The 22223-nt window shown below is 64.1% G+C and carries 17 protein-coding genes and 2 pseudogenes; 4 read left to right on the forward strand and 15 right to left on the reverse strand.

Annotated elements, in window-relative coordinates:
• The first annotated feature begins 113 nt into the window (after positions 1-113).
• From pnp to PVE35_RS04600, 4 genes and pseudogenes are all read left to right on the forward strand, one after another.
• Positions 114-2222 carry a polyribonucleotide nucleotidyltransferase gene (gene pnp, locus PVE35_RS04585; protein ID WP_277373936.1) on the forward strand — a complete coding sequence of 703 codons (2109 nt, stop codon included), beginning with the start codon at positions 114-116 and terminating at the stop codon, positions 2220-2222.
• Positions 2223-2899: 677 nt separating this feature from the next.
• Positions 2900-3310 carry a hypothetical protein gene (locus PVE35_RS04590; protein WP_277373937.1) on the forward strand — a complete coding sequence of 137 codons (411 nt, stop codon included), beginning with the start codon at positions 2900-2902 and terminating at the stop codon, positions 3308-3310.
• Positions 3311-3416: 106 nt separating this feature from the next.
• A complete protein-coding gene (locus tag PVE35_RS04595; RefSeq protein ID WP_268181626.1) occupies positions 3417-3767 on the forward strand; it encodes a BON domain-containing protein in 351 nt (116 codons plus the stop codon).
• A gap of 49 nt (positions 3768-3816) precedes the next feature.
• Positions 3817-3966 (forward strand): annotated as a pseudogene (locus PVE35_RS04600) (CsbD family protein); the annotation flags it as partial.
• A gap of 127 nt (positions 3967-4093) precedes the next feature.
• On the opposite strand, the gene istB reads toward PVE35_RS04600, so the two are convergent.
• The 15 genes and pseudogenes from istB to PVE35_RS04675 all read right to left on the reverse strand — a co-directional run bounded on the left by istB (position 4094) and on the right by PVE35_RS04675 (position 21971).
• Positions 4094-4849, reverse strand: coding sequence for an IS21-like element ISPpu7 family helper ATPase IstB (gene istB / locus PVE35_RS04605; RefSeq protein ID WP_230927319.1), 756 nt, complete (start codon positions 4847-4849; stop codon positions 4094-4096).
• 17 nt (positions 4850-4866) lie between these two features.
• Positions 4867-6380 (reverse strand): annotated as a pseudogene (istA, locus tag PVE35_RS04610) (IS21-like element IS1491 family transposase).
• Positions 6381-6710: 330 nt separating this feature from the next.
• Positions 6711-7013, reverse strand: a complete 303-nt coding sequence (locus PVE35_RS04615) for a DUF2845 domain-containing protein (protein ID WP_277373938.1) — start codon at positions 7011-7013, stop codon at positions 6711-6713.
• 12 nt (positions 7014-7025) lie between these two features.
• On the reverse strand, positions 7026-7328 hold the full coding sequence (locus PVE35_RS04620; protein WP_268181631.1) for a DUF2845 domain-containing protein: 303 nt from the start codon (positions 7326-7328) through the stop codon (positions 7026-7028).
• Positions 7325-10198, reverse strand: a complete 2874-nt coding sequence (locus tag PVE35_RS04625; protein ID WP_277373939.1) for a DUF748 domain-containing protein — start codon at positions 10196-10198, stop codon at positions 7325-7327. The genes PVE35_RS04620 and PVE35_RS04625 overlap by 4 nt, the downstream gene beginning before the upstream one ends.
• A gap of 84 nt (positions 10199-10282) precedes the next feature.
• The gene (locus tag PVE35_RS04630) at positions 10283-11299 is read right to left on the reverse strand and encodes a class I SAM-dependent methyltransferase (protein ID WP_277373940.1); all 1017 of its coding nucleotides are present in this window, start codon (positions 11297-11299) and stop codon (positions 10283-10285) included.
• A gap of 167 nt (positions 11300-11466) precedes the next feature.
• The gene (locus tag PVE35_RS04635) at positions 11467-12645 is read right to left on the reverse strand and encodes an acetyl-CoA C-acetyltransferase (RefSeq protein ID WP_277373941.1); all 1179 of its coding nucleotides are present in this window, start codon (positions 12643-12645) and stop codon (positions 11467-11469) included.
• Positions 12646-12730: 85 nt separating this feature from the next.
• On the reverse strand, positions 12731-13597 hold the full coding sequence (locus PVE35_RS04640; protein ID WP_277373942.1) for an oxygenase MpaB family protein: 867 nt from the start codon (positions 13595-13597) through the stop codon (positions 12731-12733).
• A 39-nt stretch (positions 13598-13636) separates the two neighbouring features.
• Positions 13637-14179 (reverse strand): hypothetical protein, encoded by a 543-nt coding sequence (locus PVE35_RS04645; protein ID WP_277373943.1) that lies wholly within the window; start codon positions 14177-14179, stop codon positions 13637-13639.
• An 81-nt stretch (positions 14180-14260) separates the two neighbouring features.
• The gene (gene acs / locus PVE35_RS04650; protein WP_277373944.1) at positions 14261-16198 is read right to left on the reverse strand and encodes an acetate--CoA ligase; all 1938 of its coding nucleotides are present in this window, start codon (positions 16196-16198) and stop codon (positions 14261-14263) included.
• A gap of 114 nt (positions 16199-16312) precedes the next feature.
• Positions 16313-17977 carry a glucose-6-phosphate isomerase gene (gene pgi / locus PVE35_RS04655; protein ID WP_277373945.1) on the reverse strand — a complete coding sequence of 555 codons (1665 nt, stop codon included), beginning with the start codon at positions 17975-17977 and terminating at the stop codon, positions 16313-16315.
• Between the two features lie 81 nt (positions 17978-18058).
• The gene (gene panC, locus PVE35_RS04660) at positions 18059-18916 is read right to left on the reverse strand and encodes a pantoate--beta-alanine ligase (RefSeq protein WP_277373946.1); all 858 of its coding nucleotides are present in this window, start codon (positions 18914-18916) and stop codon (positions 18059-18061) included.
• A complete protein-coding gene (gene panB, locus PVE35_RS04665; protein WP_277373947.1) occupies positions 18913-19713 on the reverse strand; it encodes a 3-methyl-2-oxobutanoate hydroxymethyltransferase in 801 nt (266 codons plus the stop codon). Before panB ends, panC begins: the two co-directional genes overlap by 4 nt.
• 375 nt (positions 19714-20088) lie before the next feature.
• Positions 20089-20574 carry a 2-amino-4-hydroxy-6-hydroxymethyldihydropteridine diphosphokinase gene (folK, locus tag PVE35_RS04670; protein WP_268181649.1) on the reverse strand — a complete coding sequence of 162 codons (486 nt, stop codon included), beginning with the start codon at positions 20572-20574 and terminating at the stop codon, positions 20089-20091.
• Entirely contained in the window at positions 20574-21971 is a 1398-nt protein-coding gene (locus tag PVE35_RS04675; protein ID WP_277373948.1) for a polynucleotide adenylyltransferase PcnB, read from the reverse strand. The genes folK and PVE35_RS04675 overlap by 1 nt, the downstream gene beginning before the upstream one ends.
• Positions 21972-22223: the final 252 nt, after the last annotated feature.

A 22223-nucleotide genomic window follows, 5' to 3' on the forward strand; every position in this document is an offset into this window, starting at 1 on the left:
CCTCAGCTCGGGGCGCTGGGCTTCCAGCTTTTGGCTTTTCGAGGGATGCATCGGGTCCGACTCCCGCGCTTCTTTCCAATTTCCCCCAAGGCAACAAAGAGAAGGAAAACACCGTGAACCCGGTAATCAAGCAATTCAAGTTCGGTCAGTCGACCGTGACCCTCGAGACTGGCCGCATCGCCCGTCAAGCCAGCGGCGCCGTGCTGGTGACCGTCGACAACGACGTCACCGTGCTGGTCACCGTGGTCGGTGCCAAGAGCGCCGATCCGAGCAAGGGCTTCTTCCCGCTGTCCGTGCACTACCAGGAAAAGACCTACGCTGCCGGCAAGATCCCGGGTGGCTTCTTCAAACGTGAAGGCCGCCCCAGCGAGAAGGAAACCCTGACCTCGCGCCTGATCGACCGTCCGATCCGCCCGCTGTTCCCCGAAGGCTTCATGAACGAAGTGCAGGTCGTCTGCACCGTCGTTTCCACCAGCAAGAAGACCGATCCGGACATCGCTGCGATGATCGGCACCTCCGCTGCCCTGGCCGTTTCCGGCATCCCGTTCAACGGCCCGATCGGTGCCGCGCGCGTAGCCTTCCACCCGGATACCGGCTACCTGCTGAACCCCAACTACGAGCAACTGCAGGCCTCCAGCCTGGACATGGTGGTGGCTGGTACCGAAACCGCCGTATTGATGGTGGAATCGGAAGCTGACGAGCTGACCGAAGACCAAATGCTGGGCGCCGTGCTGTTCGCCCACCAGGAATTCCAGGCCGTGATCCAGGCCGTCAAGGAATTCGCTGCCGAAGCCGGCAAGCCGACCTGGAACTGGCAGGCCCCTGCCGCTAACACCCCGCTGCTGGACGCCATCCGCAACCAGTTCGGCGCGGCCATCAGCCAGGCCTACACCATCACCATCAAGCAGGATCGCTACAACCGTCTGGGCGAGCTGCGTGATGAGGTCGTCGCGGCCCTGGCCGGCGAAGGCGAAGGCAAGTTCTCTGCCGACGAGGTCAAAGCCGCTTTCGGCGAGATCGAGTACCGCACCGTTCGCCAGAACATCGTCGACGGCAAGCCGCGTATCGACGGTCGCGACACCCGCACCGTGCGTCCGCTGCAGATCGAAGTCGGCGTACTGGACAAGACCCACGGCTCGGCCCTGTTCACCCGTGGCGAAACCCAGGCGCTGGTCGTTGCCACCCTCGGCACCGCCCGCGATGCCCAGCTACTCGACACCCTGGAAGGCGAGAAGCGCGATGCCTTCATGCTGCACTACAACTTCCCGCCGTTCTCGGTCGGTGAGTGTGGCCGCATGGGCGGTGCCGGCCGCCGCGAAATCGGTCACGGCCGTCTGGCCCGTCGTGGCGTTGCCGCCATGCTGCCGAAGGGCGACGACTTCCCGTACACCATCCGCGTGGTATCGGAAATCACCGAATCCAACGGTTCGTCCTCCATGGCTTCGGTCTGCGGCGCTTCCCTGGCGCTGATGGATGCCGGTGTGCCGATGAAGGCGCCGGTTGCCGGTATCGCCATGGGCCTGGTGCTGGAAGGCGAGAAGTTCGCCGTGCTGACCGATATCCTCGGTGACGAGGACCATCTGGGTGACATGGACTTCAAAGTAGCCGGTACCGCCAAGGGTGTTACCGCGCTGCAGATGGACATCAAGATCCAGGGCATCACCGAAGAGATCATGGAGCAGGCGCTGGAACAGGCGCTGGAAGCGCGCCTGAACATCCTCGGCCAGATGAACCAGGTGATCAGCCAGTCGCGCACCGAGCTGTCGGCCAATGCCCCGACCATGCTGGCGATGAAGATCGACCAGGACAAGATCCGCGACGTCATCGGCAAGGGTGGCGCCACCATCCGCGCCATCTGCGAAGAGACCAAGGCCTCCATCGACATCGAAGACGACGGTTCGATCAAGATCTTCGGCGAAACCAAGGACGCCGCCGAGGCTGCCAAGCAGCGCGTGCTGGCGATCACCGCGGAAGCCGAGATCGGCAAGATCTACGTCGGCAAGGTCGAGCGCATCGTCGACTTCGGCGCCTTCGTCAACATCCTGCCGGGCAAGGACGGCCTGGTGCACATCTCCATGCTGAGCGATCAGCGCGTGGAGAAGGTCACCGACGTGCTGAAGGAAGGTCAGGAAGTGAAGGTACTGGTACTGGACGTGGACAACCGCGGCCGTATCAAGCTGTCGATCAAGGACGTGGCGGCGGCAGAAGCCTCTGGCGTCTGATAGACCTGCGTTGCAATACGAGGAGCCCCGCGAAAGCGGGGCTTTTTCGTTGTTGTTCGTGGGATCTGGGGAGGTCAGTTTTGATACCGGACTGGCAAGTTTGTGTGATCTTGTTGGTTTGCGTTGGTATTCTGGACGCCGCTTTGGGTATCTTCGGAAACTCCTTGTTTCGCCCCCTCGGGCGACTCACTTTTCTTTGAACTGCGCAAAGAAAAGTAAGCAAAAGAAACGCACCCCCGCCATCCGGAACTAGGCGTCCCCGTCATGCTGCGCTCGACTCCCCTCACTCCGGCACCGCTCCGGGGTCGGCTTGCAAGGGCCATCCATGGCCCTTCAAGCCTCTCGCGGCATCCATGCCGCTCGCCCCCTGCGCAGTGCCTGCGTTCGGCCTCCTGAAGGGGGAGTTAGCGCGCCTGAACGTACATCGATTCCGGGCATGCCCGGCGTGTTCTGGTAACAGTGGAACCATGACGTGGCCATCGAATTAACCCAAAACTTTCATTCGCGCAGTTTCATTCGCCTGGATAGCTTGCCGGCTTCCAGCCGGCATCCTGGTCAGCCCTAAGGCTGACCCATGTTCAAGCACTCCACGCTACTTCTGGGTTACCGCGGGTTCAGGCGCGTGCAGAGCCCGCCCAGGAGGGCGAACGGAATCGTCGTGGAAGAGGTTGAGCGACATGGATGTCGCGAAAGCCACGATGGGCCATGGATGGCCCACCGTGGCGGGCCTCTGGAGCGGCGATGGAGTGAGCGAACCCTCGCGCAGCGAGGGCCGGATGAAAGGGCGGAGGTTTTGGTTACTTTTGCCTGCAAAAGTGACTCGCCCGGGAAGGCGAAACCAAGAACATCAGCAAAAACGCGGCAAGCCGGAACAAGCACCCGAACAACCAACAAGCCAACAACCCACACACAAACTTGCCAGTCCGGTATCAACCAAGCATTCCCTAAACCGCGAAGAACCTTTTTCGTCTCCAAGAGAGCGGAGATGGCATTTCGGTATCGTGCAGGCTGCCCGAGCGAAAGGACGCATATCGGCGAAATGCAAGATCGACCCATCTCAAGATAAACTTCAAATTATTGATTTATAAGCATTTTAATAATTTCAAAAACCTGGCACAGGCATTGCGATATCCAGAGTGAACCTGCAACCCGGAGATGGTTTGCAGATCATCTGGAATGTACAGGAGTCAAACCATGAAACAGTCCATCAATCGTTTTGCCGTAGCTACCCTGACCGCGACAGCGCTGAGCCTGACGCTCGCCTCGGCGGCCTTCGCCCAGCCGACCATGCTCGCGGCCAACGACACCGTGGACAAGGCTGAGCAGGCTGTCTCCGATACCTGGATCACCAGCAAGGTCAAATCCATCTTCATCGCCGACAAGGATCTCAGCGGCCTGGATATCAAGGTGGAGACCAACCAGGGCGTGGTTTCCCTGTCCGGTGTGGTGGCCACCGATGCCGAGCGCGATCTGGCGGTTGCCAAGGCCAAGGAAGTTGATGGGGTCAAGGACGTTGCCGCAGAAGCCCTGAAAACCGCCAACTGAATCAGCACGGCGGCCGGGCCCGATGGCCCGGCCCTGACGGAGGCCGAACATGAACAGTGACATCATCAAAGGCAAGTGGAAGCAACTCAGCGGTCGCCTCAAGGAGCGTTGGGGCAACCTGACCGATGACGACGTCAACGTGGCCGAGGGCCACAGCGACTACCTGGTCGGCAAGCTGCAGGAGCGTTATGGCTGGAGTGCGGATTCCACGCCATCCGGCCACCCAGTCCGCTCTCATCTGGCCAGGCATTCCAGGGCCATCTGGCCACCTGTTCCACGGCCATCCGGCCGGGCAGTCGGAGCGCAGCGACGCAGGGGTGGCATTGTTAGTCTGGGTTGGCTGGCGTCGTCAATTTCTGCGTCCGTTTGCGCATTGATTCACCCTTCAGATTGATCCGATAAGCGTTGTGCACCAGGCGGTCGAGGATGGCATCGGCCAGGGTTGGATCGCCGATCAGTTCGTGCCAGTTGTCCACGGGCATTTGGCTGGTCACGAGGGTCGAGCGCTGGCCGTAGCGGTCGTCCAGTAGCTCCAGCATGTCGCGGCGCTGTTCGGCGGTGAACGGCGCCAGGCCCCAGTCGTCGAGGATCAGCAGGTCGGTCTTGGCGTAGCTGCTCATCAGCTTGGCGAAGCGCCCGTCGCCATGGGCCAAGCCCAACTCTTCCAGTAGGCGCGGCAGACGCAGGTAGCGCACGCTGTAGCCGTCCCGGCAGGCCTGGTGGGCCAGGGCGCAGGCCAGCCAGGTTTTGCCCACGCCGGTGGGGCCGCCGATGATCAGGTTGAGGCCGTCGCGTAGCCACTGGCCGCCGCTCAGTTGCAGGATCAGCGCCTTATCCAGCCCGCGCGGGCTGCGGTAGTCGATGTCTTCGAGGCAGGCGTTGTGCTTGAGCCGGGCCTGGCGCAGGCGGCTGCTCAGGCGCTTATCGTCGCGTTCAGTCAGCTCGCGGTCGACCAGCAGGCCGAGGCGTTCCTCGAAGCTCAGGCTGTCGATGTCCGGGGTTTTCAGTTGTTCGTTCAGCGCCTTGAGCATGCCGTGCAGGCGCAGGGTTTGCAGCTTGTCCAGGGTCGGATGGGGCAGCATGGTGAGTTTCCTTGGGTTCAGTGGTAGTAGCCGGGGCCGCGCAGGTTGGCGTGGTCGTCCGGCAGCAGCGGCAGGTTGGCTTGAGCCAGCGGCAGGCTTTCCAGGCCCTGGCACAGGATCGATTCGAGGCTCTTGTAGCTGCACGCGCCGAGGCTGAGGGCGCGTCGGCAGGCCAGCTCCAAGCGCACTTCGCCATGAGTCTTGCCCAGGCGCAGGATGCCCAGGCAGGCCCGGTAGCCCTGCTGCGGATGGATGCGCCGTTCGAGGATGTGCCGGATCACGCCGGCGGTGTTCGGCCCGGTCTGCTCGGCCCAGCGGATCAGCCGCTGCGGCGTCCACTCGGCATGCTCGCGATGGCTCTTGGGCATGTGCTCGGCCTGCGTGCTGTGCCTGCCCTTGTGCATTGAGCGCAGGTGGCTGGCCACTCGCTGGTTGGCGTGGAAACACTCGACGGTGCGCGCCGTCAGGCGCACCTCCACTGCTTCTTCACCAGTTGATACGGCACCGAGTAGTAATGCCCATCGACCTCGACGTGGTAGTCGATGTGCACCCGCGCCTTCTTCCACTCGGCGTAGACGTAGGGTTGCACCGGCAGGGGGCGCAGCGCCGGACGATCCAGGCTGTCGAAGGCCGTCTGGCGCGAGCCCGGCAGCTTCTTGAACGGGCGTTGGTTGAGCCGCTCCAGCAACACGGAGATGGCGCTGTTGAGTTCGTCCAAGGAGAAGAACTGACGGTTGCGCAGGGCCGCGAGGATCCAACGCTCGACCACCTGCACGCCGACTTCGGCCTTGGCCTTGTCGCGCGGTTTGCGTGCCCGCGCCGGCACCACCGCCACTCCGTAGTGCTCGGCCAGGTCGCGGTAGCTGGGGTTGATGTCCGGCTCGTAACGATGGGCCTTGCTTACCGCGCTGCGCAGGTTGTCCGGCACCACGATCTCCGGCACGCCGCCGAGGAAGGCAAAGCAGCGGGCATGGGAGCCTAGCCAGTCCGGCAGCTGCTGCGACCAGGTGGCTTCGGCGAAGGTGTAGCTGGACGCGCCGAGCACTGCGATGAACACCTGCGCCTGGCGGATCTCGCCGCTGTGGCGATCGATAACCGGCACCGTCTGGCCGGCATAGTCGACGAACAGCTTCTCGCCGACGCGGTGCTCCTGACGCATCACCACGTCCAACTTGCCCTGCCAGGCTCGGTAATGCTCACAGAACCAGCTGTACTGAAAGCCCTGCGGCTGGCTCAGGCGGTACTCCTGCCAGAGCAGCGCCAGGGTCACCCCGGGGCGGCGCAGTTCGGCATGCACCCATGCCCAATCGGGTAAAGGCCGCTTCTCGCTGGCAACCGCCGGGGCCGGCGGGAACAGTTGCTGCTCCAACTCGGCATCGGACAACGAACAGGGCCAACTGAGACCACTGGCGGCAAAACGATTGAGGTAGTCGCCGACGGTGACACGACCGACCTGCACGCTGACCGCAATCTGGCGAGCTGATAGTCCGACCTCGAACTTGAGACGTAGTACTTCGCGAATCTTACGCATGGATAAACGCTCCACGACGACCTCTCTGCTTCGAAAAAGAGGTCGATGGTAGTGAAGAAATCCTGCGTAGCTGCCTGCCCGGTTGAGTGGCCGGATGGCCGTGGAATCAGTGGCCGGATGCGCGTGGAATGGGTGGCCGGATCAGCGTGGAATCGGTGGTCAGATGTTCATGGAATGGGTGGCCAGATGACCGTGGAATCCGCAGCTGGAGCAAGGAAAAGGCCCAGCAGGAGCTGCGTGACTTCAGCGACAAGCTCTGACACGCAGCCACGCACGGATTGCAGAAAAGCCCCGTCGGGACACACCCGGCGGGGCTTTTCGTTGGCCGGCTCATTGGCCGCGCTTGCTGCGTATCTCGTTCAGGCGGCCGCCCTCGAAGCGCAGGAAGTGGTACATGCCATTGTTCGGCCCGTAGATCCATTCCTCGACGCTGACCTCGTTGCGAAAGCCATAGGCATCGACCACTTCCTTGTAGCCGAGAAAGGCGCGGCTGCTCGGCTCGCCGCATTTATTCAGCACCTCGCTGGCTGGCGCCTCCTTGCTGACCAGGGCGCTGCCGCAACGGTAGGTGGAAGAGGCCTGCGCCAGCAGGGGCAAGCACAGCAACAGTGGCAGGTATTTCAGGGCGTGCATGAGGGCTCCGGGTCAGCGTTCGCGGCGGCGTTCGATCTCGACCAGACGGTTACCCTCGAAGCGCAGGATGCTGAGCATGCCATTGCTCGGGCCATAGACCCACTCTTCGATCCGATACTCTCGGCGGTCGTAGGGGCCCAGGGTATAGCCGATGGGGTCACGGTATGCCGGGGCGCCGCACTTGCGTTCCACCTCGAAGGCCCGATCGCCCAGGCTGACCAGTTGGCTGCCGCAGCGCAGGGTGTCGGCCTGCGCGGCACTGCCGAGCAGGAGCAGGGTGGCGAACGGCAGGAAGGAAGGTCTGCGCATGATCATTGGCTGTCTAGATGCAGGGCGGTGAGCACCCGACCATCGGCTTGGGGTTCTGCCAGGTTGACATCGATCAGGTAGACCCGTTCATCGCTCAGATGGCCCTGTTCCACCAGGTAGTCCTTGATCACGGCGGCACGTTGCTGGGCCAGTTGGCGTAGCAGCAACTGGCTCTGCGCCCAGGAGTCCAGCACCGCCTGGCGCATCTTCTGCAGACGCTGCTCTTCGTCCAGCTCAGCCCATTCCGCCGGCGGCTGCTGTTTGAGGCGCGAACGATAGATGCCTTCGAGCAGGGCGGCCTGTTCGTCTTCGTCTACCGTCAGCTCGTCGGGGCTGGCCGGCACTTTGTCGCCACGGCGCTGCAGCACCTTGTACCAGGTTGTACGGAATTCTCGCTGCAGGCGCTGTTCGGCCAGCAAGGGGCCATCGGCGCGCTGTGCGCTCTGGCCCTCCACCTCCAGGCGCAGGGCCGGGCGTTCCTGCAGGGCCTTGGCCAGGGTATCGAGTGCCTGACGGGCGTCGCCGGACAATTCAGCGGAGCCGGCGGCGAAGGGGACGGTGCTCAGATCCATGTCACCACTGCCGCCCACCAGCCCGGCAACGAACTTGAAGGGGGCCTGAGCGGCGCGCAGCACCAGGTTGCGCAGGGTCTGCCAGACCACCGGCATGACGCTGAACTGCGGGTCATTGAGGTTACCCTTGACCGGCAGCTCGATGGCAATACGGCCCTGGGTGTCCTTGAGTAGGGCGACCGCCAGGCGCACCGGTAGGTCGACGGCATCGGGGCTGTCGACCCGCTCGCCCAATTGCAGGTTCTCCACCAGCACCTTGTTATCGGCATTCAGTTGGCCTTTCTCGATGCGGTAGTGCAGGTCGAGATTTAGGCGCCCCTTGCGGATGCGGTAACCGGCGAACTTGCCGGAGTAGGGGGTGATGGTGGTCAGCTCGACGTTCCTGAAACGCGTGGCGATATCCAGGCTGTTGAGTGGGTCGAAGGGGGTGAGTTTGCCTTTGATGCTGACCGGCGCATAACGGTCGACCTTGCCGCTGATATCGACGCTGGCGGCCAGCGGACGCTGGTTGTCGAGGGTGCCGATCTGGCCATCGAGCTGCTGGATGGCAGTGGCGAAGTTCGGCGTCAGGCTGAAGTCGGCGAAGTTGGCCGAGCCGCCATTGATGGCGATGCCGCCGATGTGCACGGCCAGCGCCTTGCCTGAATCCTCCTGCGAGGAGGCCGGTTGCGGCACGATCAGTTCGCTGAGGTTGGTGCTGCGGTCTTCATTGATCATGAAGCGCGCATAGGGCTGATCCAGCTCGATCCGGTCTATGGCCAGGCTCTCGCCATGCTGATAGGCGATGCCGTTGACCCGCACCTGCTTCCAGCGCACCAGATCGCGTTCGCGCAGGGTGTCGAGGGTATGCAACTGGTCGATGCGGGCATCACCCGTCACGTTCAGGGCCAGGGGGTTGGTGCCGTCGAGCTGGACGTCGAGGTTGCTGCCGAGCAGGCCGCTGCGCAGTTCCAGGCGGATGAAGGGGCTCAGGTAGGCCTGGGCCAGGCGTAGGTCGAGGTCTTGCGTCGCCACCTCGAGCCTGGCCGTGGTGGGCTGGAGCTGGACTTCACCCTTGGCCTGCAGCTTGCCCTGTTTGCCCACCCCGGTATCCAGGCGCAAGGTGAAGGGCTTGTCGCCGAGGCTGTCGAAATCCGCGAGGTCGAGGTTCAGTGGGCCGACATCCACCGCCACGTCCTGTTCCGGGGCGCGGTCGGCGAGGTGGGCCTTGTAGTCACGCAGTTGCACATCGGCCAGGCGCACTTGCCAGGGCTTGCCTGGCTCCTGTGGCGTCTCGCCCGCTTTGGCCTCGCTGCCCTGTGGCCTGGCGAACAGCTTCTGCCAGTCCAGCTCGCCATCGGCTTCGCGCGCAGCCCAGGCCTCCAGGCCCTGGCTGCGCACCTGGCCGATCAGCACCTGCTGCTTGGCCAGATCCAGGCGGCTGTCGGCGATATCCAGGCGTTGCAGGCGCACCAGCGGCTTGCCTTGTGGGTCGTCGATGGCGAAGGGGGCCAAGTGGGCGCTGACAGCGCTCAGTTGCAGTTCGGTGCCGCTGCTCAGATCCAGTTGGTAGTCACCGGCCAGGTCGATCTGGCCTTCTTTCAGTACCAGCGGCACGGCATCGCGGACATAGGGCCAGAAGGTGTTCAGGTGGCCGTCGCTGATCTTCAGGCTACCGCTGGAGGTAATGGCAGGCGTCAGGCTGAGCTGGCCCTGCCAGTCGATACGTGCACCGTAGGGGCCGCTGGCGGTCAGGGTCATTTCGGCATCGTCGCCGGCCAGGGTGCTGAGGTTGCGCAGGTGCAGGTTCAAGGCGTCGTAGGCGAACTCCACGGGTTCGCTGGGGCGCAGATCCTGGAAGCGCAGGGCATTTTCCTGCACGCGCAGATCGTCGATGCGCAGCGGGAAGGGCTGGCTGTCACTGGGTGGCTCCTGTGCATCGCGTGGCGGCAGGCGGAACAACTGAGCGAGGTTGAGCTTGCCTTCCTTGTCGAACAGCACCGCCGTGTGCGCGCCTTGCAGCTCCACCTCGGCCAGGTGCAGGGCGCCACTCCAGAGGCTGTCGGCCTGCAGGTTGGCATACAGGCGTTGCACACGCAGATCCTCCTGTTCGCTTGCACCGAGGCGCAGCCCCCACAGGCTGAGTTCGAGGCTGAAGGGGTTGAACTGTACGCGCTGCAGGCTGGCCGGTACGTTGGCGTACTGGGCGAGCTGCTGGTTGGCGATTCGCAGGGCGATGCCTGGCAGAATCAGAAAGCCGATCAGGCTGTAGAGAAAAACGGCGATCAACAGGGCGCTCAGTGCGCGCTTCAGTCCTTTGGGCATGGCAAGGCGTCATCTATCCGGACGAGGAGACGAATTTGATTATGGCACGGCGGTTCGGTTCCGGCTGTGACAGGCCCGGCTGAGCTAGAGGTGCAGGATCAGGGTTTTCAGCGGCGGCCTGGCGTCGTGCGAGGGAAAGTCTGCCGCCGGGGCGAGCGCCTGGCAATCCCGCACGGGGCGGCCAAGCTTCTCGGCGCAGCGCAGCACCTGGGCGCGAAAGTCCTCCATCTGCACCTTCGCCAGGTTGTTGCAGCACACCAGGGTGCCGCCCTCGGCGGTGCTCAGCAGGGCTGGCTTGAGCAGACTCTGATAGTCGCGCAGCAGATCCACCGTGCCGAAGGCGCTCTTGGCCCAGGCTGGCGGGTCGAGGAAGACCAGGTCGAACTGGCGTGGTTGCAGGCGCGGGTAGCTCGGTAGTTTCTGTCCACGACGGCTGCTGATCGGCAGGTCGGCGAGCTGGCGGATGGCCGGGAAGTAGTCGGACTGGATGAACTGCATGGCTGGCAACTCGGGGTTCAGCGCGCCATTCTCACGGCCCACGGCCAGGTTGCCCTGAGCGAAGTCCAGATTGACCACCTCGCGTGCCCCGCCGGCTGCCGCGCACAGACCGACGCCACAGGTGTAGGCGAACAGGTTGAGCACGGACTTGCCGGCACTGTTGGCCTTGACCCAGCCACGGGCGTTGCGCAGGTCGAGAAACAGCAAGGGATCCTGCCCGGCGTGGCGGCCGCGCACGCGGTAATTCAGGCCCCACTCGTGGCCGATACAGTCCTCGAGGGCAGCATCGCTGGCCTGGAACAGCGTGTGATCGCGGTCGATGCGCGAGTTGCCTTTGCAGCGGTCGTTGTAGATCAGCAGCAGCGTCTGGCCGAGGTGGGCCTCGACAGCGCTGGCGATGGTCTGCAAGTCGTCGGCTGGCAGTGGCTGATGAAAGCTTTGCACCAGCAACTGCGGGCCGTAGCGATCGACGGTCAGGCCTGGCGCGCCTTCCTGGCTGCCGTGGAACAGGCGGTAGCAGTCGGTACCCTGGGCGTGCAGCTCGGCCAGAAGATCCTGGCGGGCGTCGAGAGCGGCGCGCAGCGCCTGGTCAAGAGCGGGCATGCGCGGCGTCTCGGAGAAAGGAGGGGCAGCAGTTTATCAATAAAAGCAGTCGCCTCCGAGGCTGCACCATAAGGTAGCCCTTCCCACAGAAGCCAGGCAGTAGGGTGGATGTCGCTGTTTACATCCACCCAAGCGGTGGATCGATGAAGCGTGATCCACCCTACGGGTCAACGCTCGATGGCCAGCGCCACGCCTTGGCCACCGCCGATGCACAGGGTGGCCAGACCCTTCTTCGCGTCGCGGCGGATCATCTCGTGCAGCAGGCTCACCAGCACGCGGCAGCCCGAGGCGCCGATGGGATGGCCCAAGGCGATGGCGCCGCCGTTGACGTTGACCTTGTCGGCATCCCAGCCCAGTTCCTGGCCCACGGCCAGAGCCTGGGCGGCGAAGGCTTCGTTGGCTTCGATCAGATCCAGATCGGCCAGGCTCCAGCCAGCCTTGTCCAGGCAGCGACGGGTGGCCGAGACGGGGCCGATGCCCATGATCGCCGGGTCGACGCCGGCATTGGCGTAGCCGGCAATCCTGGCCAGCACCGGCAGGCCCAGCGCTTGCGCCTTGGCTGCGCTCATCAGCAGCACGGCAGCGGCGCCGTCGTTGAGGCTGGAGGCATTGCCGGCGGTGACGCTGCCGTCCTTCTTGAACGCCGGCTTGAGCTTGGCCAGGGACTCGGCACTGGTGCCGGCGCGCGGCTGCTCGTCACGGGCGAAGGCGATGGGGTCGCCCTTGCGCTGCGGGATCATCACTGGCGTGATCTCGGCCTTGAAACGCCCGGCCTCGATGGCCGCCACGGCTTTGCGCTGCGATTCGGCGGCGAAGGCATCCTGGGCTTCACGGCTGATGCCGTATTTCTCTACCAGATTTTCGGCAGTGATGCCCATGTGGTAGTCGTTGAAGGCGTCCCACAGGCCGTCGACGATCATGCTGTCGAGCATCTGCGCGTGGCCCATGCGCAGGCCGGTGCGGGCTTTCGGCAGCACATAGGGTGACAGGCTCATATTCTCCATGCCGCCGGCGATGATCACCTCGGCATCGCCGCAGCGAATGGCCTGGGTGGCCAGGTGCAGGGCCTTGAGGCCCGAGCCGCAGACCTTGTTCAGGGTCATGGCGGGCACGGCATGGGGCAGGCCGGCGCGGATGGCGGCCTGGCGTGCGGGGTTCTGGCCACTGCCTGCGGTGAGCACCTGGCCGAGGATGACTTCATCGACCTGGGCGGCGTCGAGGTTGGTCTGCTCCAGCAGGCGCTTGATGACGATGGCGCCTAGCTCGGGCGCAGGAATCTCCGCCAGGCTGCCCTGGAAGCTGCCGATGGCGGTGCGGGTGGCGGCAACGATGACGACGTCTTGCATGTGCAGATCCTCGATTCGGTTCAGACAATGACCGGAAAGACGCCGATGGTCGCATAGCCCAGCGTGACCGGCCAGCCACGCTTGCCTATGGCTCCAGGCGCTTGCGGGCGCGCTGCGCGGCACTGCTGCGCATGGCCCAGCGCAGCACGCTGGCGGTGCGCTGCACACTGGCGCGTATCAGCGGGCGCTGCCAGGCTGCCTGGTGTTCACCCAGCAGATCACTGGCCCAGTCCGGCAGCAGGTCGATGCCGGCCTGCATCATCAGCTTGCCGAAGGGTTTGGTCAGGACGTTTGGCGCTGGTGCGGCATACAGCAGCCTGACCACTTCGCGGGTGCGGGCGTCGCAGAGCAACTGCGGGCGCATGCGTTGCAGGTAGTCGGCGATCGCCTGGCGTGACCTGGGCACCTCCTGCGCGCCGAGGCGCTCGGCGATCAGCGCCACTTCGCGGTAGTAGCGATCCTGCTCCTGTGCGGGCAGTTGCGGGTCGACGTAGCGCAAGTAGCCGGCGAGAAACTGGCTGACCTCCGAGACATGCACCCAGGTCAACAGCTCGGGATCGCTGGCGGCATAGGCTCGTCCATCCGGTGCATGGCCGACCACCTGCAGGTGAATGCGGCGTACCTTGTCGATCAACTGCTCGGCATCCTGCAGGCCACCATAGCTGGTGCCGGCGATGAACAGGCTGGTGCGGCGCAGGCGGCCGAGCATGTCCTGGCGAAAGTTGGAGTGATCCCACACCCCAGCCAGCGCCAGCGGGTGCAGCATCTGCAGGAGCAGCGCAGAGACGCCGCCGACCATCATCGCGGTGAAGTCGGCGTGCACCTCCCAGACCATCGACTGCGGGCCGAACAGGCCGACGTCGCCGCGCGGCTGGTCGAGGTCGAGCACACCCAGCGAGGCGCCGGTGAGGCTGTGCACCTGTTGTTCGATATGGCGGCGTATGCTTTCCATGGTGCTACTGCTCGAACAAAGGGTGGCGCATCCGGGAGATCAGAGCGGATGTCCGAAGAAGATACTTGCAAGGTAGATGAACAGAGCCAGCCCCAGGCTACTGCGGCGAACTACCTTGTAGACCTGTTCGTTATCGCGTTTGTCATAGTGGTCGACGACGCTGCTCAGCAGCCCAATCATGGCCAGAATGAGCGCGGCCGATGGCAGGATGACTGCATAGCCGTCGAATTCCCACAGATGCCCTCGATACTTGCTTCCATACGGCAACACAAGATGCTGGTAGGTCAATGCATAGAGTGACGCAATGATACAGGCACAAGCCAGAACGATCGCTAGTACGCGCTCCTTGATCGGAATTTGATTGGGGATATAGCCCTTCTCATTGGCCCGGATGGGGGTGTAGCAGCGTGAGCACCGGGCATCAGCAGTTTCTATGCGATTGAGATGATTGGTCACTCCGCAATTAGGGCATCTGACTTTCAGGCGCCAGTCGAGAGGTTGCATGCAGGCGCTACAGCGTATGGATTTGATATGGGAAATGAAGGTGTTTTCAGTACCGCAGTTTTCGCAATGGGTCTGCATGTTCCGAGACTTACTCCCTGTCATTTCAGATTTTGTCCTTCGCCGGGGAGGGTACCGGAGGTAACCACCCCGACAACAATGCTACCGATTGAGCCGCTGCTCGATCAGGCTGTCCACCACGCTGGGGTCGGCCAGGGTGGAGGTGTCGCCCATGTTCTCCAGCTCGTTGCAGGCGATCTTGCGCAGGATGCGCCGCATGATCTTGCCCGAACGGGTCTTGGGCAGGCCGGGTGCCCACTGGATCAGCTCCGGCTTGGCGAAGCTGCCTATCTCCTTGCCGACCAGGGTCAGCAGGTCTTTCTTCAGTTCCTCTGAGGGCTCCTGGCCGTTCATCAGGGTGACGTAGGCGTAGATGCCCTGACCCTTCACATCGTGCGGGTAGCCGACCACCGCCGCTTCGGCCACGGCATCGTGCAGCACCAGGGCGCTTTCCACCTCGGCGGTGCCGATGCGGTGGCCGGAGACGTTGATCACGTCGTCCACCCGTCCGGTGATCCAGTAGTAGCCGTCTTCGTCGCGGCGTGCGCCGTCACCGGTGAAGTAGTAACCGGGGTAGGGCTTGAAGTAGGTGTCGATCATGCGCTGATGGTCGCCGTAGACACTGCGGATCTGGCTTGGCCAGCTCGCCTTGATGGCCAGCACGCCGCTGCCGGGGCCGTCGATCTCCTTGCCCTGTTCGTCCAGCAATACCGGCTGCACGCCGAAGAAGGGGCGGGTGGCCGAGCCCGGCTTGAGGTCGGTGGCGCCGGGCAGTGGGGTGATGAGGATGGAGCCGGTTTCGGTCTGCCACCAGGTGTCGACGATCGGGCAGCGTGTTTCGCCGACGACGTGGAAGTACCATTCCCAGGCCTCGGGGTTGATCGGCTCACCCACCGTGCCGAGCAGGCGCAGGCTCGAACGCGAGGTGCTCTTGACCGGCCCTTCGCCCTCACGCATCAGCGCGCGCAGGGCAGTCGGCGCGGTGTAGAAGGTATTGACCTGGTGCTTGTCGATCACCTGCCAGAAGCGCGAGGCGTCCGGGTAGTTGGGCACGCCCTCGAACATCAGAGTGGTGGCGGCGTTGGCCAGCGGGCCGTAGACGATGTAGCTGTGCCCGGTCACCCAGCCGACATCGGCGGTACACCAGTAGATGTCGCCTTCGTGGTAGTCGAACACGTACTTGTGGGTCATCGCCGCACCGAGCAGGTAGCCGCCGGTTGTGTGCAGCACGCCCTTGGGTTTGCCGGTGGAGCCCGAGGTGTAGAGGATGAACAGCGGATCCTCGGCGTCCATCGGCTCGGCCGGGCAGTCGCTGCTCGCCCCGTGCAGGGCTTCGTGGTACCAGATATCGCGCCCTTCCACCCAGGCCACATCGCCCTGGGTGCGTTCGACCACCACCACGGTGGAGACGTCCGGGCAGCTTTGCAGGGCCTTGTCGACGTTGTTCTTCAGCGGGATGTACTTGCCACCACGCACGCCTTCGTCGGCGGTGATCACGGTGCGGCAGTCGGCATCGAGGATGCGGTCGCGCAGGGCATCGGGGGAGAAACCGCCGAACACCACCGAATGCACGGCGCCGATGCGAGCGCAGGCGAGCATGGCATAAGCCGCCTCGGGCACCATCGGCATATAGATGCACACCCGGTCGCCCTTCTTCACGCCACGATCCTTGAGCACGTTGGCCAGGCGGCTGACGTTGTGGTGCAGCTTGTTGTAGGTGATGTGCGCCGATTCGGCCGGGTTGTCGCCTTCCCAGATGATGGCGACCTGCTCGCCGCGCTTTTCCAGGTGGCGGTCGATGCAGTTGTAGGCGACATTGAGCTGGCCGCCCTTGAACCACTCGGCATGGCCTTGCTTGAGGTCGCTGCTGTGTACCTGATCCCAGGGTTTGAACCAGTCGAGGAAGGCCTTGGCCTGCTCGGCCCAGAAGATTTCGGGTTGTTCGACGGATTGTTGGTACAGACGCAGATAGGCGTCATTGTCCAGGTGCGCACGCTGACGCACCGCATCGGGTACGGGATGGCGGGTGATCTCGAACATGGCGGAGTCCTTGTAATTGTGTGGCCGCAACTATCACAAGGGTGCACTCGGGGAGGGCAGGGTTCAAGCCCGAAACGTACCGCCATGTCGCCAGACATGGCGGTACGGACGACATCAACCGCGATGCTGGGAGCGGAAGTGCTCGATCAGCCCCTGGGTGGAGGCATCGTTGGCCGGCTCGGCAGTGGCGCCGGTGAGTCGTTGATAGACCTCCTTGCCCATTTCCTTGCCCAGCTCCACGCCCCACTGGTCGAAGGCGTTGATGCCCCAGATGGCGCTCTGCACGAATACCTTGTGCTCATACAGCGCCACCAGCGCACCGAGGTTGAACGGGGCGATGCGGTTCATCACCAGAATGTTGCTCGGGCGGTTGCCGGGGATCACCTTGTGCGGCGCCAGACGTTGCACTTCATCTTCGGCCATGCCCTTTGCACGCAGTTCGGCCTCTGCCTCTTCGCGGGTCTTGCCCTGCATCAGCGCCTGGGCCTGCGACAGGCAGTTGGCGAACAGCCACTGGTGGTGGTCGGACAGCGGGTTGTAGCTGTTGACCGGGACGATGAAGTCCGCCGGCACCAGCAGGCGGCCCTGGTGCAGCAACTGGTGGTAGGCGTGCTGGCCATTGCAACCGACGCCACCCCAGATGATCGGCCCTGTGCTGATGTCCAGCGCGCTGCCGTCCTGGCGCACGCTCTTGCCGTTGGACTCCATGTCGAGCTGCTGCAGGTGCTTGGTGAAGTTGCGCAGGTAGTGGTCGTAGGGCAGGATCGCCTGGCTCTGCGCGCCCCAGAAGTTGCTGTACCAGATGCCCAGCAGGGCCATCAGCACCGGCATGTTCTCGGCCAGTGGCGCCTGGGTGAAGTGCTCGTCCATGGCGTAGGCACCGGCCAGCAGCTCCTTGAAGTTGGACACGCCGATGGCCAGGGCGATGGGCAGGCCGATGGCTGACCACAGCGAGTAGCGCCCGCCGACCCAGTCCCACATGGGGAAGATGTTCTCCTCGCGGATGCCGAACTCGACAGCGGCCTTGCGGTTGCTGGTCACCGCGATGAAATGGCGGTGCAATTCCTCTTCAGGGCCACCCATGGCCAGGTACCAGTCCCGTGCGGCCAGGGTGTTCTTGAGCGTTTCCAGGGTGCCGAAGGATTTGCTGGAGACGATGAACAGGGTGGTTTCCGGATCGAGGCGGGCGGTCAGCTCACGGAACTCGCTGCCGTCGATATTGGCCAGGTAGTGACAGCGCACACCGCGCTGGGTGAAGGGGCGCAAGGCTTCGGAAACCAGTTGCGGGCCGAGGAAGGAGCCACCGATGCCGATGTTCACCACTTCCTTGATCGGTTTTTCGCTGTAGCCGCGCCACAGCCCGCTATGCACACGGGTGACCAGTTCGGTCATCTGGTACAGCACGCGATGCACCTCGGGGATGATGTCCTCGCCGTCCACCACCAGGCGCCGACCTACCGGGCTGCGCAGGGCGGTATGCAGGGCGGCGCGCTGCTCGGAGGCGTTGACCTGCTCGCCGTTGTACAGCGCCTCGATGGCATCGCCCAGGCGCGCCTGCTCGGCGAGCTGGATGAGCAGATCCAGGCTGTGTTCGTTGATCAGATTCTTCGAGTAATCGAGCAGCAGGCCGCAACTGTCCAGCGAGAAGCGCTGGAAACGGCGGGGATCGCTGGCGAAGGCCTCACGCATGCTGAAACCGGCCATCTCCTCGCGGTGCTGGCGCAGGGCCTGCCAGGCGGGCAGGGTGGTAACGTCGTGAGGCTGTTGATAGTAGGCCATCGGAACTCCTGATCCGCAAAAGCAAAAAGGCCCGGATTCGTCCCGGGCCATGAAAGTGTAACCGCCTGGCTTTGGATGCAGCTACTGGCCCGGCAGTTCAACCAGAAGGTTGTCGATCAGGCGCGTCTTGCCCAGGTGTGCGGCGGTCAGTATCACCAGGTGACGGTCGTCGATGACGGCCGGACGCAGGCTGATGGCGTTGCGGATTTCCAGGTAGTCCGGCACGAAGCCGGCCTGGCGCTGTTGCGCCTGAGCTGCCTCGATCAGGCGCTGGTAATCGCGCGCACCGCGGCGCAGCTCCTCGGCGATGGCTTGCAGGCTGCGGTACAGCGCCGGGGCGGCGGCGCGCTGCTCGGCACTGAGGTAGCCGTTGCGCGACGACAGCGCCAGGCCGTCTTCGGCGCGCTGGGTTGGCGCGCCGACGATCTGGATGGGCATGTCGAGGTCGCGTACCAGGGTGCGGATCACCGCCAGTTGCTGGTAGTCCTTCTCGCCGAATACGGCGATATCCGGCTGCACCATGTTGAACAGCTTGGTCACCACCGTGGCCACACCCTCGAAATGCCCCGGGCGGCTGGCACCGCACAGGCCTTCGGACACGCCCTGCACCATCACCCGCGTCTGGCTGGCCATGCCCTGTGGATACATTTCGCTGACATCCGGGTGGAACAGCAGGTGGCAGCCTGCACCGAGCAGCTTCTCCTGGTCGGCGGCCAGGGTGCGCGGGTACTTGTCGAGGTCTTCGCTGGGGCCGAACTGCAACGGGTTGACGAAGATGCTGGCAACCACGAAGTCGGCGCGCTGGGCAGCGATCTGCACCAGCGAGACATGCCCGGCATGCAGGTTGCCCATGGTCGGCACGAAACCGATGCGTTTGCCCTCGGCGCGAGCCTGGGCGATGGCGGTGCGCAGCTCGCGCAGGGTGGTAACGGTGTTCATGCGGAGAAACCATGTTCGGCAGCGGGGAAGCTGCCGTCCTTGACGGCCTTGACGTAGGCGCCGATGGCGTCGGCAATGCTGCCCTGGCCGTCCATGAAATTGCGCACGAACTTGGGCGTGCGCCCCGACAGCGACAGGCCGAGCATGTCGTGCTGCACCAGCACCTGACCATCGGTGGCGTTACCGGCACCGATGCCGATGACCGGAATCTGCACTGCCTGGGTGATCTCGGCGGCCAGCTCGCTGGGCACGCATTCGAGCAGCAGCATGGCCGCGCCGGCCTGTTCCAGGGCCATGGCATCGGCACGCATCTGCCGCGCCTGGGCTTCCTGGCGGCCCTGCACCTTGTAACCGCCGAGCAGGTTCACCGCCTGCGGGGTCAGGCCCAGGTGCGCGCATACCGGCACGCCGCGTTCGGCCAGCAGGCGGATGGGTTCGGCCAGCCAGCCGGCGCCCTCGAGCTTGACCATATGCGCGCCGGCCTGCATCAGCGCAGCGCTGTTGAGCAGTGCCTGTTCGGTGGTGGCGTAGGCCATGAACGGCAGGTCGGTGATGATCAACGCGCCCTGATTGCCGCGTTTGACACAGGCGGTGTGGTAAGCCATGTCCGCGACGCTGACCGGCAGGGTGCTGTCGTGGCCTTGCAGTACCATGCCCAGGGAGTCGCCGACCAGCAGCACGTCGACACCGGCCTGGCTGGCAACCTGGGCGAAGGTGGCGTCATAGCAGGTCAGCATGGCGATCTTCTCGCCGTTTTGCTTGCAGCTCTGCAGGGTGGTCAGGGTGACGTCAGGCATTTCAAGGGTCCTCGCTCAGGCCTGGTATACGGCTTCTAACCGGCAGCAATCCGGCCTGGATTGGCATAAAGGTGCACCCGGCAGTGGGCGACGGGACGCCTATAGTCCCGATGGGGGGGCATGAAGTCAATTGCAGGTGTTACCGCCCTGTTACTGGCGTTACCGCCAATGCCGGAGGGATGCACTCAATGGGGGCAGTCGCCTGGATACATGGGGCGCGCAGCCAGGGCTCTAACAGGCTGTTGAAAAACTATCTGCGTTGCCTGGCCGTCGTTAAAAACAGCCTCAAAATGCTCATTTACAGCACGTAAACTGCGCTTTTTCGGCTGTTTTTGCCTAGGCCAGCCTGCCTCGTCTACGTTTTTCAACGGCCTGCTAATCGGTCAGGCGTTCCAGCCCGGTGAAGGGGCAGGCGGCGAGTAGTTCGGGCAAGCTTCGGCCATCGGGCAGCAGCAGCTCGGGCGCCAGCTCGGCCAGTGGGTAGAGCACGAACGGGCGGGCCTGCATGTGGTAGTGCGGCACGGTGAGGCGTTCGTCGTCGATCAGCCGTTGGCCGAACAGCAGGATATCCAGGTCCAGGGTGCGTGGGCCCCAGCGCTCGGCCTTGCGCACGCGCCCCTGTTCCTGCTCTATGCGCTGCAAGGCATCGAGCAGTGTCCAGGGCTGCAGCTCGGTATCCAGCGCGGCCACGGCATTGACGTAGCGTGGCTGGTCGGGCGGGCCCAGCGGGTCGCTGGCATACAGCGAAGAGTGAGCGACCAGATGGCTCTGTGGTAGTTGAGCCAGGGCGGCGAGCGCGCTGTGCAGTTGCAGGCGGGGCGTGTCGAGATTGCTGCCCAGGCCGATGTAGACCCGTTCCATCACTCGGCGCTGCCAGTGTTCTCGGCACCACGCTTGCGTCGGCCACCGCTACGCCGGCGCTTGCGCGGCGCGCTGCCTGCCGCTTCCGGCTTGCCGGCCAGGTCACGGATCATCTGCCGGCGCTGGCTGTCGGCGGCATGCTGATATTCCGTCCACCACTCACCCAGGCCTTCGGTGTCCTCGCCGGCACGTTCGCGCAGCAGGAGGAAGTCGTAACCGGCGCGGAAGCGTGGATTCTCCAGCAACAGGTCGGCGCGCTTGCCGCTGCGTCGTGGCAGGCGCTCCTGCATGTCCCAGATCTCGCGAATCGGGATGGTGAAGCGCTTGGGGACGGCGATGCGCTGGCATTGCTCGACGATCAGCGTGTGGGCGGCTTCCTGCATGGCGGGAATCGGCGGCATGCCCTTGCTCTGCAATTGCAGCACGCGCGCCGGCAGGGCGGGCCAGAGCAGGGCGGCGAAGAGGAAGGCGGGGGTGACCGACTTGCCCTCGTGGATGCGGTCGTCGGTGTTGATCAGCGCTTCGCGGATCAGCTTCTCGGTGTATTCGGGGTTGCGTGCGAGCGCCTCGCCGCTGGCCGGGAACAACTGGGCGAAGAGGTCATGCTCGAGCAGCAGGTCGAAGGTGTATTCGGCGTAACCGGAGAGGAACAGCTTGAGCACTTCGTCGAACAGGCGCGCAGCGGGGATGTCACGCAGCATCGGCGCCAGGCGACGGATCGGCGCGGCGCTGTGCTTCTCGATGTCGAAATCCAGCTTGGCGGCGAAGCGTACCGCGCGCAGCATGCGCACCGGGTCTTCCAGGTAACGCTGCTCCGGGTCGCCGATCAGGCGTACCAGGTGATTGCGCACGTCGTGCATGCCACGGGCGTAGTCGAGGATGTGTTCCTGGGTCGGGTCGTAATACAGCGCGTTGATGGTGAAGTCGCGACGCTGGGCATCGTCTTCCAGGGTGCCGTAGACGTTGTCACGCAGGATGCGCCCGCTCTCGTGGCGTGCGGCCTGGTTGCTGTTTTCCTCGTCCTCGCCCTGTGGGTGATTGGCGCGGAAGGTGGCGACCTCGATGATCTCGCGACCGAAATGCACATGCACCAGCTTGAAGCGGCGGCCGATCACCCGCGCATTGCGGAACTCGGCGCGCACCTGTTCGGGGGTGGCGCTGGTGGCCACATCGAAATCCTTGGGATCGAGGTCCAGCAGCAGGTCGCGCACGCAGCCACCGACCAGATAGGCCTGATAACCGGCGCGCTGCAGGCGCTCGACGACGCTGATGGCGTGACGGCTGATCTCGTTACGCTTGAGCGGGTGTTGGTTATTGCTCAGCACTTCGGGCGTGCTGCGAGGGCGGGGTACGCGGCGCAGGGGCGAGCGGAAGGACGTAAACAGCTTTTTCAGCATGGGATGCACTGTGTGGAGGCGTGACCGGCCAGACGAAACGATGACCGCATGATTGCAGCGGATTCTAGCATCGTGTCGGGAGAAGATGTGTAGAGGGGCGGCAGGCGGGGATCCGGGAACCGGAAGCTACTGGGGGAGCCTAAGCTCCCCCCCAAGTTGGTGCGTGCTTCTTTTTTATTGTTATTGAGGGCCTGTTGTTCTTGTTGTGTGGCCCTTCCCGGCTTGCCGTGGCTTACCGGGTGCTCCCCAGAG

This window comes from Pseudomonas sp. AA-38, assembly GCF_029457475.1.
Lineage (GTDB): Bacteria > Pseudomonadota > Gammaproteobacteria > Pseudomonadales > Pseudomonadaceae > Aquipseudomonas.

Bases quoted from the DNA above. Each gene is read 5' to 3' on its own strand.
- PVE35_RS04615 (WP_277373938.1), bottom strand. From the start codon at position 7,013: ATGCACGCCCTGAAATACCTGCCACTGTTGCTGTGCTTGCCCCTGCTG.
- pgi (WP_277373945.1), bottom strand. From the start codon at position 17,977: ATGGCCTACTATCAACAGCCTCACGACGTTACCACCCTGCCCGCCTGG.
- acs (WP_277373944.1), bottom strand. From the start codon at position 16,198: ATGTTCGAGATCACCCGCCATCCCGTACCCGATGCGGTGCGTCAGCGT.
- PVE35_RS04595 (WP_268181626.1), top strand. From the start codon at position 3,417: ATGAAACAGTCCATCAATCGTTTTGCCGTAGCTACCCTGACCGCGACA.
- istB (WP_230927319.1), bottom strand. From the start codon at position 4,849: ATGCTGCCCCATCCGACCCTGGACAAGCTGCAAACCCTGCGCCTGCAC.
- folK (WP_268181649.1), bottom strand. From the start codon at position 20,574: ATGGAACGGGTCTACATCGGCCTGGGCAGCAATCTCGACACGCCCCGC.
- PVE35_RS04625 (WP_277373939.1), bottom strand. From the start codon at position 10,198: ATGCCCAAAGGACTGAAGCGCGCACTGAGCGCCCTGTTGATCGCCGTT.
- PVE35_RS04640 (WP_277373942.1), bottom strand. From the start codon at position 13,597: ATGGAAAGCATACGCCGCCATATCGAACAACAGGTGCACAGCCTCACC.
- PVE35_RS04635 (WP_277373941.1), bottom strand. From the start codon at position 12,645: ATGCAAGACGTCGTCATCGTTGCCGCCACCCGCACCGCCATCGGCAGC.
- PVE35_RS04630 (WP_277373940.1), bottom strand. From the start codon at position 11,299: ATGCCCGCTCTTGACCAGGCGCTGCGCGCCGCTCTCGACGCCCGCCAG.
- panB (WP_277373947.1), bottom strand. From the start codon at position 19,713: ATGCCTGACGTCACCCTGACCACCCTGCAGAGCTGCAAGCAAAACGGC.
- PVE35_RS04590 (WP_277373937.1), top strand. From the start codon at position 2,900: ATGGATGTCGCGAAAGCCACGATGGGCCATGGATGGCCCACCGTGGCG.
- PVE35_RS04645 (WP_277373943.1), bottom strand. From the start codon at position 14,179: ATGCAGACCCATTGCGAAAACTGCGGTACTGAAAACACCTTCATTTCC.
- PVE35_RS04675 (WP_277373948.1), bottom strand. From the start codon at position 21,971: ATGCTGAAAAAGCTGTTTACGTCCTTCCGCTCGCCCCTGCGCCGCGTA.
- PVE35_RS04620 (WP_268181631.1), bottom strand. From the start codon at position 7,328: ATGATCATGCGCAGACCTTCCTTCCTGCCGTTCGCCACCCTGCTCCTG.
- panC (WP_277373946.1), bottom strand. From the start codon at position 18,916: ATGAACACCGTTACCACCCTGCGCGAGCTGCGCACCGCCATCGCCCAG.